Origin of the sequence: Bifidobacterium lemurum (assembly GCF_014898175.1) — a bacterium.
GTDB classification, from domain to species: domain Bacteria; phylum Actinomycetota; class Actinomycetes; order Actinomycetales; family Bifidobacteriaceae; genus Bifidobacterium; species Bifidobacterium lemurum.
On the sequence record NZ_CP062948.1, the window covers coordinates 2,385,347 to 2,398,067 of the forward strand.

Below are 12,721 nucleotides of genomic sequence, written 5' to 3' on the forward strand. Positions count from 1 at the left end.
CATGAACGTCGGCGTCTATCGCGTGTATTCCTCCAAGCATTGGCCGGTGCCGTGCATGGCGTACGCGGCGTCGATCCCCACGTACCGGTAATGCCATGGCTCGTACATATTGCCGGTGACATCGGTCTTATCGCTCGGGTAGCGCAGGATGAACCCGTATCGCCAGGCGTTGTCGGCCAGCCAGGCGTACACGTCCTGACTGTCGGCGGCACCGGTGGAATCGCGCGTGTTGATATCGACCGCCAAGCCGATCTCATGCTCGCTGGTGCCGGGAATCGCCACCCACTGCTCGGCCTGTTCCTTCGCGTCCTTCGAGGACAGTCCCTGTTCGCGGTATTCGGCGATCTTCTCGTCCATCAGTCGCTGCTGCACCTTGCGCGTGCGGAATCCGGCGGTGACCTCCGGGTCGAGTCCATCCGCCCGCATCGCATCGAACATGCGTTGCAGATCCTCGTAGACGCGTGCGTCGACGCGTTCGCCGTTGTCCAGTTCGGTCAGGGTCGGTGTGGGATAGTCGTCGGGGATGGCGTTCCATCGGTTCACGACGATGAGATTCCACTGCTGACTGGAATACGTGGCCTGCGGAATCGTCGGAACCGTCGTGTCCGTTTGGGCGGCGAACCATGCGCCGGTGAACACCGCGATCAGCGATGCCGCGATCGCGAGACATGTCATCAGATGTTTGCTTCTCATATCCGCCACCCTATGAGGCCGTGGCCCGGCGGCTTATGAGACCTTATAAAGGAATCATGAAGAAGCGATGAAGGGCGGCCTTCGCACGGAGGAGGCGGGAGAAAAGCGTCGTGCGACTTTTCCTCACATCAACCGAACATGACATCACATGCCGAATTGGCGAAATCTCAAGGATCCATACGTCTTTTTGTGCGATTCGGGGCGTTTGAAGGGTCGCACGGATGGTGCCGGAGCCACCGTCCGTGCGACCCCGCCCATCTCACACCCTCATATTGGGGAAGTGCCGGCGCATGAACGCATCGTTGAACACGGTGTTGATCACGTCGGCGAACCATCCGCCGCCCGAGAATCCGTCGGCCCGTTGCGCGTACAGGAAGATGGCCGGCAGCGTCACGCAGTAATCCACGGCGATCCATGCCAGCAGGATGACCGCGATCGTTCTGCGATGGTCGTCGTCGATGGCATGCACCACGTGAAGCATCAACGGCAGGATCCACCGCACGATGACGAAGCACAGCAATCCCCAGAACAGCATGAACGGCACGGTGGTGCGTCCGCCGATATTCAACGGCAGCTGCGAATAATCCCAGGAACGGCTGCCCAGCAGATACTGTTGGATCACGCTCATCGAATACTCGAGCACGCCGCCGAGCAGCGCGCCCACGATGAACACCTGATGCCCTTTGCGCAGGCCGCGCAGAGCGAAGAAAATCGCCAGCGCGCCCAGCCCGTACACATAGTTGAACGGGGAGAGGATCGACCCGCTGCGGTCCTCGAACACGCCCTTGGACAACAGCGTCCAACAGGTCTCGTGCAAAGTTCCGACGAATCCGCTGATCGCGTAGATGAACACCACATCCATCCAATCGCGCAGATACAGCCGCTCCACATCGTTGACGGCGGCAAGGGTTTCGCGCCCGCGGCGCAGGGTGCGCTCGATCACTGGTTCCATACGATTCCTCCGACCTTCCTGCCTTCCATCATGGCACTGCGTGGGGAAAAGTCGGCCCACCATGCGGGAACGGGCGCATCGTTGTAACGTTGGGCCGGTAACCTGAAGGTCGTCATCAAGCTGAAAGTAATCCAACCTAAGGGGAGAGCAGTATGTCGCTGGCGGTTCGAGTGATTCCGTGCCTGGACGTCGACGCGGGTCGTGTGGTCAAGGGCGTGCATTTCGAGAACCTGCGTGACGCGGGCGATCCGGTCGAATTGGCCGGCGAATACTACCGTCAGGGAGCGGACGAGATTACGTTCCTTGACGTGACCGCGTCCAGTTCGCACCGCAGCACCATGGTCGATGTGGTGAGCCGCACCGCCGAGCAGGTGTTCATACCCATGACCGTCGGCGGCGGCGTGCGCAGCCCCGAGGATGTGGATTCGCTGCTGCGCTGCGGAGCGGACAAGGTCGGCGTCAACACGGCCGCCATCAACGATCCGACGCTGATCAGCCGTGTGTCCGAACGCTTCGGCAACCAGGTGCTGGTGCTCTCCGTGGACGCCCGCCGTGAGAAAGGCGAGCAGCATACGTGCTCCGGCTTCGAGGTCACCACGATGGGCGGCCGCAAATCCACCGGCATCGACGCGATCTGGTGGGTCAAGCGGGCCGAGGAGCTGGGCGCGGGCGAGATCCTGCTCAACTCGATGGACGCCGACGGCACGCAGCAGGGCTTCGATCTGGAGATGATCCGCGCCGTACGCAGCGAGGTGAGGATTCCGATCATCGCCTCCGGCGGCGCCGGCAAGGCCTCCGACTTCCCGCCAGCCATCGAGGCCGGCGCCGACGCGGTGCTCGCCGCGTCGATCTTCCACTACGGCAAGGTGTCGATCCGCGAGGTCAAGGACGCCATCAAGGGCGCGGGATACACGGTCCGCTGAAGCGGAACCCATCCGCCGGACGGGATGAAGGCGCTTGGCCACGGCGCGAGGACGCCGACGGGTGCCGTCAACGTCCGGCGAACGGACGACGAGCGAACATAACGCCGCCTCCCTCGCCGCGCGAGGGAACGGCAGGAGGTACGAATGGAATACGACAACAGCGAAACGCTGGATCCGCGCATCGCCGCGCGTCTCAAACGCGACGACAAAGGACTGGTCGCGGCCGTCGTGCAGCAGCACGACACCCGTGAGGTGCTGATGGTCGGCTATATGAACGACGAGGCGTTGCGCCGCACGCTCACCGAAGGCCGCGTGACCTTCTGGTCGCGCTCCCGCCAGGAATACTGGCGCAAGGGCGACACCTCCGGACATGCCCAGTACGTCAAGGCCGTCTCTCTCGACTGCGACGGCGACGCGCTGCTCGTCGAGGTCGACCAGGTGGGCGCCGCCTGCCATACCGGCAAACGCAGCTGCTTCCTCGAAGGAGGCCCGCTGCCGGTCACGCAAGGCCACCGTCCGTAGCCGGACGGTCCGCCGAACACACGTCCGACGGCCGGAGCAGCCATAAGCGAACGACATCGGGTAGGGTAGTCGTTCAGAACACCATGAAACCCGTTATGGGAGCGGCGCGCTTGTCCATGACGGAAGTCCGCGCGCAAGACGCGGGAGACGGAAGGAGCCGCCATGAGCGAATGCAGCGTCGAACATCTGCAGTGGGGCGAGACCTGGCCCGACCGCGCGCAGTTCCATGAGCTCGCCGACCAAGGCTACCGTGTGGTGCCGATCGTGCGCCGATTGCTCGCCGATTCGCTCACGCCGGTCGGCTTCTACGAGCGGCTCGCCGGCGGACGTTCCGGCACGTTCATCCTCGAATCGGCGGAATACGGCGGATCATGGAGCCGCTACAGTTTCATCGGCGTCGACTCGATCGCCCAGCTGCGCTCCAACCACGGTCGGGCCGACTGGCTCGGCCAAGTGCCGGTCGGCGTGCCGAAGGAAGGCGACGTGATCGAGGTCGCCCACGCCGCGCTCAAAACCCTCAAGGCCCCGCGTGTGGAGGGCCTGCCGAATCTGACCAGCGGTCTGGTCGGGTCGGTCGGATGGGATGCGATCCGCCATTGGGAGCCGACCCTGCGCGCCGAAGCCCCCGACGAGACCGGACAGCCGGAATTGGTGCTCGCCCTCGCCACCGACATCGCCGTGGTGGACCACGTCTCCGGATCGGTGTGGCTGATCGCCAACGCGGTCAACTTCGACGACAGGCCCACGCGCGCCGACATCGTCTACGACGAGGCCATCGCCCGGCTTGACGCGATGCAGCGCAACTCCGCCACGCCCACGCCCGGCGAGGCCCGCGTCAGCGTGCTCGATCCGTCCGTCGCCCAGCCCGACCTGCGCTTCCGCACGCCGAAAGGCGACTATGAGCGGGCCGTGGAGGTCGCCAAACAGCACATCATCGACGGCGACGTGTTCCAGGTGGTCATCTCCCAGCGTGTGGACATCGACTCCCCGGCCGACCCCTTCGACGTGTACCGCGTGCTGCGCACCCTCAACCCCAGCCCGTACATGTACTTCATGGCGCTTACCGACGCCGAGGGCCGCGACTTCAACGTGATCGGCTCCAGTCCGGAGACCCTTATCAAGGTGGACAACGGCCATGCCATGACCTTCCCGATCGCCGGCTCCCGCCCGCGCGGCGCCACCGTGGAGGAGGACGAGGCGTTGGCCAAGGAGCTGCTCGCCGATCCGAAGGAGCGCAGCGAGCATATCATGCTGGTCGATCTGGCCCGCAACGATTTGAGCCGCGTATGCGCGCCGGAATCCGTCGAGGTGGTCAGCCTGATGGACATCAAGCGATTCAGCCACATCATGCATATCTGCTCCACGGTCACCGGCCGTGTGAATCCCGATATGACCGCCTTCGATGTGTTCACCTCCGCCTTCCCGGCGGGCACGCTGTCCGGCGCGCCCAAGCCGCGCGCCATCGAGATCATCGACGCGCTGGAGCTCGCCGACCGCGGCATCTACGGCGGCACTGTCGGCTACTTCGACTTCTCCGGCAATATGGACATGGCCATCGCCATCCGCACCGCGTTCCTGCGCGACCATGAGGCGAGCGTGCAGGCCGGCGCGGGCATCGTGCTCGACTCCGTGCCCGCCACCGAATGGCAGGAGACCCGCAACAAGGCCGGCGCCAGCGTCGAAGCCGTGCAGGTCGCCGCCCAACTGCGGAGCGCGTGATACCCGTCATCGTCGGGTAGCGGGCCTTAGATCCCTCGACTGCGCTCGGGATGACGAGGAAGGAACGCCGCCCTGCTCGGGATGACGTTTTTTGTTTTCGTCATCCCGAGCGGAGGGCGTAGCCCGGAGTCGAAGGATCTCCTACTGTTGAGTACTGCGTCATGCTGAGCGGAGCGCAGCGGAGTCGAAGCATCTTCAGGCTTTGGTGCGGATCCAATGCTCGCCGGAATGGAACCAGCGCATCATCTCGTCATGCTTGCCCGCCTCGATTCGCTCCAGCTCCTCGACGGGGACGAAGCGCAGATCCTTCGGGCAGTGGTCGCTGCCGTTGCATCCGTTGCAGATCATGCGGCTCGCGCAGAACAGGCAGCGCGAATCGTTGTACCGCGGATGGTAGAGCTCGTCGTCGTCCAGCTCCCGGTGATAGACCGGATCGAACAGGCGGAAGCGGACGTCGTGATGTTTGCGGTTGGTGCCGGCGAGGAACGCGAAGCGCGACTGTTCGGTTTTCCACGGCAGGTTCCGTAGCGGCCGCCCGTGCCAGCGCAGGTCGGTGCCGGACTCGTACCAGCAGAAGTTGGTCGTATGCTTGAGACATTGCGCGGCGATGTCGTACACCCACGCCACATCGCAGGGTCGCGGGTTCGCATAGTTCTCGCCGCCGCATTCGACCTGCTCGATCTGACCCGACTCCAACGCCGGCCCTAAATCGATCGGCCCCAGCAGCGGCGCCAGCGTCAGTCCCTTGTGTTTGGCGGGAATCGCTTCGAACACCGGCCAGCGACGGTTGAACATGTTCTGGTTCTCCGTGGTGATGTGCAGGATCACGTTCTCGTACCCCTCGCCCCAATCCGCCGGCAGATGCCCGGCGATGCGTTCGGGGCGTTTGGTCAGGATGTAGAACACCACGTCGCAGCGCCGCCTGATGATATCCCACATCTCGTCGCGCCACTCGTCGGCCTCCTCGACGAAGGTGTCCGAGGTCATGTTCACGCGGATCCGCTCGCCGGCCTTGATTTTGAAATCGCCGTGCCGGTCCTTCTTCAACGGCTTGTCGAATTCCTGCGTGCGGTGCACCACCGTGGATGGCATGGTGACGCCACGCTGCGCATCGAGCTGGAACATGTAGCAGTTGCGGCAGCCCGCCGACACCTTATGGCACCCATGCCATGGGTTCCAGATGTCATGTGTGGCCATCTCCGCTCTCCTTATTCAAACAACTGTTCGATATCCAACTATAAGCTTCCAAACGGAACGCGGACTCCATGCTTGACTTGCGGTCGGGTGTCTAGTTGGTTGCGCCGGATCGGAACCAGGCGATGACGATTTGCGTGCGGTCGCGCAGGCCGGTCTTGTCGAGGATGCGGCTGACGTATCGTCGGACGGAGGCGACCTCGATGGTGAGGCGCTGGGCTATCTCCTGGTTGGATAGCCCCTGCGCGATCAGCCCTGCGATCTCATACTCCCTTGGGGTAAGCCTGCCGAGCTGTCGCCTGGCCTGAGCATCGTCATCGTTGCGGCGGGCGTGCGCCCTGTCCCGGTTGATGATCTCCGCGGTGATGCGTGGGGTGAGCACCGCGTCGCCGTCGGCCACGGCGTGGATGGCCCGATGGAGATCCCGGGTGGACACGTCCTTAAGCAGGAATCCATAGGCTCCTGCATGCAGCCCGGTGAATGCGTAGTCGTCCTCGTCATAGGTGGTCAGGATCAGTGTGCGGACGGTGGGGAACTCTTTGGAGATGATCGCGGTGGCGCTGATACCGTCCATCACGGGCATGCGGACGTCCATGAGAATCACGTGGGGCAGCGGCCGTCCGGTTTTCTCGAGCTCGCGCAGCATGGCCACCGCCTCCTGGCCGTTTGACGCCTGATTAGCGACCCGTAGGCCCGGGTCAGCCTCGATCATGCGTGTCAGCCCCTTGCGAAGGAGCGTGATGTCATCGACCAGCATCACGTCAATCATGGGGATCCTCCTCCTTCTTCTTGCCGGTGGAGGGCAGGGTGGCTTTCACCGTCCAGCCCCCGTTCTCGTCTGGCCCATAGCTCAGGCTTCCATGGGCCAGCAGACATTGTTCGCCGATTTGCTTCAGTCCGATTCCCGGGTGGTCTTTGACGGGTGTCTTCCGGTCGGCCCCGGGATGCTCGCTCATATGCCCGTCATCATGGATGCTGATGTGGAGGGTGCCGTCGTCTCCGTAGTCCCGGGAAAGGATGATGGTGGTTGGCTCCGATGCATGCCGGAGCGTGTTGGTGATCGCCTCTCTGCAGATGATGAAGCAGAGGTTGTCCTGTTTTGGGTCATGGCGTCGACGGCCTGTTTCGGTGAGGACCACGGCCAGGCCCGCCGCGCGGGCATGGGCGACCACGGTGTCGGTCTCGTCGAGTGAATGCGGCGTCGAACCGAATCCGCTCCGGGAACCGGACGCCTGGGCTGCTTCCATCGCACCATCTTCCCGGGAAAACTCCTCGTGGCGCTGGACCAGGGTATGGACGGCATGGCGGGTGTCGGCCAATCCTTCCCTTGCGACTTGGCCGATGTCCTTGAGTGCGGCGTGCAGTTCGCCGATATCGGTCGCTTCCGCGAAGCCTTGGGCCAACGCGATGATCGTGGTCAGGTCGTGCCCCACGCTGTCGTGCAGTTCTGCGGCGACCTGGGCGCGGGATATGGCCTGGTTCCTTTGCTTTGCGAGCATCTCGGCGCGAACGCGCTCCCGGTCCGCGCGCCGTTCGGCATCGCGCCATATCCGGTAGACTCTGACGGCGATGGCGGCGGCTATGACGGCCGAGACAGCCGCCATGCGGGCCGCCCATTCAAGGAAGAGCGCGCTACCGTCATGCATGGCGAAGGTGACCACGCTGACGGCTATGACGGTCTCGCATATCCCCGCGACCGCCTTGCTCGCCGGGGACAGGGAGACGCAGAAATAGAGCGCTCCCACCAGAGGTATCAGGAAACTTCCGTCCGAGGTGACGGCCGACAGGCCGATGTATGCCAAGGCCTCGATGGTGGTGACGCACAGGGGTGCCCGCCTGCTCCAGTACAACAGGCAGGAACACAGGAGACCGAACAGAGCGATGACCGTCTTCCACATAAGCAGAGGAATGCGTTCGGCCCAGTCCGGCGGAAAGAGCGGCGCACTGATATAGAGGGCCGTATAGAGCATGCTCAGGATGGGCATGACGAATCTGTCCACGTGGAGTTTGCCAAGAATTCTGAACAGGTCGGTTGTCATGACGTTCATTGCGCCTCCCCCTCATGGAGCATGCCGAGGAAGCTCGGACTCACTCGCCAGTGTACCGTGCTATCACGGCGGCGGGGGACCGGCGTACCGTCCTGCGCACTGTGGCCCATGACGCCAGCGATGCCGCCGCGGCGAGGATGAGGTAGACCAGTGCCCAGTGGATCCATGGTATGCCGATGTGTGAGACGCCGAAGATTTTGCGGAAGCCCTCGGCATACACGACGATCGGCAGGAGGCTGGAGACGAAAGACACCAGGGCAGTGGTCGTCGCCATGATGAGCCCCTCGAAGGCGGACATGAGCTCGAGTTGCCCCGGATCGGCGCCTGTGATCGCCACAAGAGACAGGTCCAGGCTCCGGCCGTGGGCCGAGATGAGATAGCCGGCGCACACCCCGGCCAGCGTGACGACCAGCGCGGGGCCAAGGAGGGTGATGAGCATGGAGAAATCGGAGCTGTCGACCTCTAGGTTGGGAGGAAGCAGACGGCTGGATTCGGTGCTGGTCAGGTAGAAGGAGTCGGTCATCATCAGCAAAGACACACCCACGGCCAAGGGTATGACCGTTGAGCTGAGGTTGCGCATGCGGCTGCCGGCCTGCCGGCATGCCACCAGCCAGGAGGGGACGTGCGGGGCGATGATTCCGGTCCAGCAGCTCGTGACCACGCCCAGCAACGCGGGACCGGCCAGGCAGATCGCCGCCAGCAGGAGCACGAAGCCGAACGTGCTGCCCATACCGATGGGGAGGATGGGCTCGGCGGTGTGCAGGCGGGTGAGTTGGTCGGCGGGGATGGACTGCGCCTGCATGACCGGCACCAGCATGAACGCCAAGGCGGCCAATAGGCACAGTGAGGCGAGGATGCGCCGCATCCAGCCGATCGTTTTCGGCGGGGCGATGGCGGCACGCAGGGATTCCACCGGACTGATCCGGCTGATGGTCCTGATGGTCAACAGCGTGCCGACCAAAGCCACCGCCACTCCGCATACCGTGCCCGCGGCCCAGGAGGTGAACTGGTGGCTGGCGATAAAAGGCTGTCGGCCGATCAGGAACTGCGAAGTCTCCCACGCGTAGAGAGGCCTGGCCAGCAGGAAGGACGCCACTAGGGAGATCAGACTGGCCGCAAGCGCCAGGATGAGCACTCGCAGGCAGGTCAATGCGGTGAGCTGCCACGGCGTGGCTCCCTGCAGAGCCAGAAGGGCGAGGTTGCGGCGCCGCTGCGTGATCACCGACGAGACGACCTGCAGGATGATCAGCACCGCGGCGACGAGGAGAGCCACGAAGGGAATCATCAGATTCTGATAGGCCGTCCGGCTCTGTTCGTCCATACCGGGCAGGTCTCCAAGCGCTCGGGCCGATGAGAGCATCATGGCCAGCAGACCCAGCATGGTTTGCGAGACGGTCAGCACAAGCATGACGCCACTCCAGGCCAGGGGCGCGTCATGCAAGTCTCGGAGGATGAGTCGCATCAGACACCTGCTCTCAGTATGGAATCCCTGTCGGCTGTGGCTATGCGCCCATCGCTGAGTCGCACGACGGTGTCGCATCGGGAGGCGACTTGAGCGCTATGGGTGACCATGACGACCGCGTGTCCCGGGTGATTGGCGAAGGCGGCAAGCTCGTCGACGACTCGGTTGCCGGTGTCCCGGTCGAGTGCGCCGGTGGGTTCGTCGGCGAAGATGACATCGGGGTCGGAGAGCAAGGTGCGGGCCAGGGCGACCCTCTGCTGTTCGCCTCCCGACAGAAGCGTCACGTTGGTTTTGACGAGTCCGTCGATGCCCAGTCTGGTCAGCACGCCGGATACCCGGGACTGAGGCCAACGGGCGTTACGCAGGGTGAAGGGCAGCTTGAGGTTGTCCTCCACGCTCATAGAAGGCACCAGATTGTAGGCCTGGAAAACGAAACCCAGATGTTCGCGGCGGAATCGGGCGGACGCGGCGGGTCCCATGGACGAGACGCGCTGCCCCAGGATGTCCACCTGGCCCGAACTAACGGGCTCGAGTCCGGCGAGGCAGTAGAGCAGGGTTGATTTGCCGCTGCCCGACGGTCCCACGATGCCGGTCATGGCTCCCCATGGCGCGGTGAACTCCACGTTGTCCAGGAGGGTGATGGTCTCCCCTTTCCTAGGAGAAACCCGTTTGCATAGGCCGGATGCGTGGATCGGGAATTGTTCCTGCCGGCCAACGGAAGTATAGGTGTGTTTCATAGCCCCTTCTCAGATCATTGTCCGTGGTGGACGGTGTCGATGGTGGACGGATACCCGCGCGGTAACAATGATTCTTCCAAGCCGGACCGGCACAATCAACGTCGATCACCGCTTTGCCATCTCCAGATGGCGGCAATTAAATGCTGCTCACGGGCCAATCCCTGTCAGGGATCCATTCGATAAGAGCATCATGAGTGCCAGAACCGATGTTTTCCCGTGATCAGTACCTCCGAGCCCTTTCGAGACATTCGCCAAAGTCGAAAATCCTCACATTTTAAGACGAGTGCCGCCGCCGCTCATGCCCATCGCATACAGTGTGGCTTGAAAACCCAATGACGCAAACCAAAGGGAGAGACATGTCGGTACTTGACGAATTGGTGGCGGGAGCCGTCGAGGACGCCAAGGCGCGCGAAGCGCGGGTGAGCCTCGCCGAACTCAAGGAACGGGCGGCCCAGGCCCCCGCTCCGCTCGACGCCAAACGATGGCTCAAGCGCGCCGACGGCATCCCCGTGATCGCCGAGATCAAGCGCGCCAGCCCCTCCAAAGGCCATCTGAGCGACATTCCCGATCCGGCCGCGCTGGCCCGCGAATACGAGGCCGGAGGCGCGAGCGCGATCTCGTGCCTGACCGAGGGGCGCCGGTTCCTCGGCAGCCTCGACGACTTCGACCAGGTGAAGGCCGCCGTCGCCATCCCCGTGCTGCGCAAGGACTTCATCGTCAACGACTACCAGGTCTGGGAGGCGCGCGCCCACGGAGCGGACATCATCCTGCTCATCGTGGCCGCGCTCGACGACGAGACCCTGAAGCGTCTGCTCGACCTCGCGCACGAGCTGGGCATGACCGTGCTGGTCGAAACCCACACCCGCGAGGAGATCCAGCGTGCCGTCAAAGCCGGCGCGAAGGTGATGGGCATCAACGCCCGCAACCTCAAAGACCTCAAGGTCGATGTGGGCAAATACCGCGAACTGGCCGACGATCTGCCGGACGACGTGATCCGCGTCGCCGAATCCGGCGTGTTCGGCACGGTCGAATTGGAGGACTACGCCCGCGCCGGAGCCGACGCGGTGCTGGTCGGCGAGGGCGTGGCCACCGCCGACGACCATGTGATGGCGGTGAGCCGTCTTGTGAAGGCAGGAGAGATTGTGAAAGCATCCGAAACCACCCCGTTGAGCGAACACGACGGCCCGTATTTCGGCCCGTTCGGCGGCCGCTACGTGCCCGAGGCGATGATCCACGCGCTCGACGAGCTCGAAACCGTATACGAGCAGGCCAAGGCCGACCCCGAATTCCATAAGGAGCTCGCCAGGTTGCAGAAGCAGTACGTCGGCCGCCAGAGCCCGCTGACCGAGGCGCCGCGCTTCGCCGCCATGCTCAACGAGCGGGTCGGCATCAACGCGCGCGTGTTCTTGAAGCGCGAGGACCTCAACCACACCGGCGCGCACAAGATCAACCATGCGCTCGGCCAGGCGCTGCTCGTCAAGCGTATGGGCAAGACGCGCGTGATCGCCGAAACCGGCGCCGGCCAGCACGGCGTGGCCACCGCCACCGTATGCGCGATGCTCGGCCTCAAATGCCGCGTCTACATGGGTCAGATCGACGCCCGCCGCCAAGCCCTCAACGTGGCCCGCATGCGCATGCTCGGCGCGGAGGTCGTGGAGGTCACCACCGGCGACATGATCCTCAAGGACGCCATCAACGAGGCGTTGCGCGACTGGGTCACCAACGTGGCCGACACCCATTACCTGCTCGGCACGGTGTGCGGCCCGCATCCGTATCCGTCCATGGTGCGCGACTTCCAGAAGGTCATCGGCGAGGAGATCAAGGAGCAGCTCAACGACTGGTACGACATCGACCATCCCGACGCGGTGTGCGCCTGCGTGGGCGGCGGATCCAACGCCATCGGCGCGATGAACGCCTTCCTCGACGACGAACGCGTGAACCTGTACGGCTACGAGGCCGGCGGGCACGGTCCCGAATCCGGCAGGCACGCCATCCGCTTCGCGCCCGGCACCGGCCAGCTCGGCATGTTCCAAGGTGCCAAAAGCTACCTGCTGGAGACCGACGAGGGCCAGACGCTGGACACGTATTCCATCTCCGCCGGCCTCGACTACGCCTCGGTGGGCCCCGAGCACGCCTGGCTCAAGGAGATCGGCCGCGTCACCTACGACTACGCCACCGACGAGGAGGCCATGAACGCCTTCAGGGATCTGAGCCAGACCGAAGGCATCATCCCCGCCATCGAATCCGCGCACGCCGTCGCCGGCGCCTTCAAGGCCGCCGCCGACCTCAAGGCCAAGGGCTATGAGAATCCGGTGATCGTGATCAACGTCTCCGGCCGCGGCGACAAGGACATGGCCACCGCCGGCAAATGGTTCGGCTATCTGACCGACGAGCAGAGCGCCGCGTTGGAGGTCACCGGCGCGCACGGCGACACGGTCGCCTGAACGAACGCGAGCACGAAGGAAAGCAAC

Annotated in this window: 11 protein-coding genes; 4 read left to right on the forward strand and 7 right to left on the reverse strand. The window is 64.0% G+C overall.

Translation table 11 applies throughout. From position 1 onward, the window contains the following. Window positions 1-15: 15 nt before the first annotated feature. On the reverse strand, window positions 16-675 hold the full coding sequence (locus BL8807_RS09395) for a M15 family metallopeptidase (RefSeq protein WP_226847327.1): 660 nt from the start codon (window positions 673-675) through the stop codon (window positions 16-18). Between the two features lie 277 nt (window positions 676-952). Beyond that, window positions 953-1,645 (reverse strand): putative ABC transporter permease, encoded by a 693-nt coding sequence (locus BL8807_RS09400; RefSeq protein WP_072726113.1) that lies wholly within the window; start codon window positions 1,643-1,645, stop codon window positions 953-955. Between the two features lie 152 nt (window positions 1,646-1,797). Between BL8807_RS09400 and hisF the strand changes: the two genes are divergently transcribed. The 3 genes from hisF (at window position 1,798) to trpE (ending at window position 4,809) form a co-directional block, all read left to right on the forward strand. Further along, window positions 1,798-2,568, forward strand: coding sequence for an imidazole glycerol phosphate synthase subunit HisF (gene hisF / locus BL8807_RS09405; protein ID WP_072726111.1), 771 nt, complete (start codon window positions 1,798-1,800; stop codon window positions 2,566-2,568). A 144-nt stretch (window positions 2,569-2,712) separates the two neighbouring features. Continuing rightward, the gene (hisI, locus tag BL8807_RS09410; protein WP_072726109.1) at window positions 2,713-3,090 is read left to right on the forward strand and encodes a phosphoribosyl-AMP cyclohydrolase; all 378 of its coding nucleotides are present in this window, start codon (window positions 2,713-2,715) and stop codon (window positions 3,088-3,090) included. A 162-nt stretch (window positions 3,091-3,252) separates the two neighbouring features. Further along, a complete protein-coding gene (trpE, locus tag BL8807_RS09415; RefSeq protein ID WP_072726107.1) occupies window positions 3,253-4,809 on the forward strand; it encodes an anthranilate synthase component I in 1,557 nt (518 codons plus the stop codon). A 195-nt stretch (window positions 4,810-5,004) separates the two neighbouring features. Here the strand turns inward: trpE and BL8807_RS09420 are convergent, their stop codons facing one another. The 5 genes from BL8807_RS09420 to BL8807_RS09440 all read right to left on the reverse strand — a co-directional run bounded on the left by BL8807_RS09420 (window position 5,005) and on the right by BL8807_RS09440 (window position 10,250). Then, window positions 5,005-6,006 carry a DUF5131 family protein gene (locus BL8807_RS09420; RefSeq protein WP_072726105.1) on the reverse strand — a complete coding sequence of 334 codons (1,002 nt, stop codon included), beginning with the start codon at window positions 6,004-6,006 and terminating at the stop codon, window positions 5,005-5,007. Between the two features lie 91 nt (window positions 6,007-6,097). Then, a complete protein-coding gene (locus BL8807_RS09425; protein ID WP_072726102.1) occupies window positions 6,098-6,772 on the reverse strand; it encodes a response regulator in 675 nt (224 codons plus the stop codon). Next, the gene (locus tag BL8807_RS09430; protein WP_083570232.1) at window positions 6,765-8,051 is read right to left on the reverse strand and encodes a sensor histidine kinase; all 1,287 of its coding nucleotides are present in this window, start codon (window positions 8,049-8,051) and stop codon (window positions 6,765-6,767) included. Before BL8807_RS09430 ends, BL8807_RS09425 begins: the two co-directional genes overlap by 8 nt. Before the next feature lie 40 nt (window positions 8,052-8,091). Then, complete coding sequence (locus BL8807_RS09435) at window positions 8,092-9,459, reverse strand: FtsX-like permease family protein (RefSeq protein ID WP_158217138.1); 1,368 nt, start codon at window positions 9,457-9,459, stop codon at window positions 8,092-8,094. 53 nt (window positions 9,460-9,512) lie between these two features. Continuing rightward, window positions 9,513-10,250: an ABC transporter ATP-binding protein gene (locus tag BL8807_RS09440; protein ID WP_072726096.1), complete on the reverse strand. Its 738-nt coding sequence runs from the start codon at window positions 10,248-10,250 to the stop codon at window positions 9,513-9,515. A gap of 356 nt (window positions 10,251-10,606) precedes the next feature. Here BL8807_RS09440 and BL8807_RS09445 point away from each other — a divergent pair, with 356 nt between their 5' ends. Continuing rightward, entirely contained in the window at window positions 10,607-12,694 is a 2,088-nt protein-coding gene (locus BL8807_RS09445) for a bifunctional indole-3-glycerol phosphate synthase/tryptophan synthase subunit beta (protein ID WP_072726094.1), read from the forward strand. Window positions 12,695-12,721 lie beyond the last annotated feature (27 nt).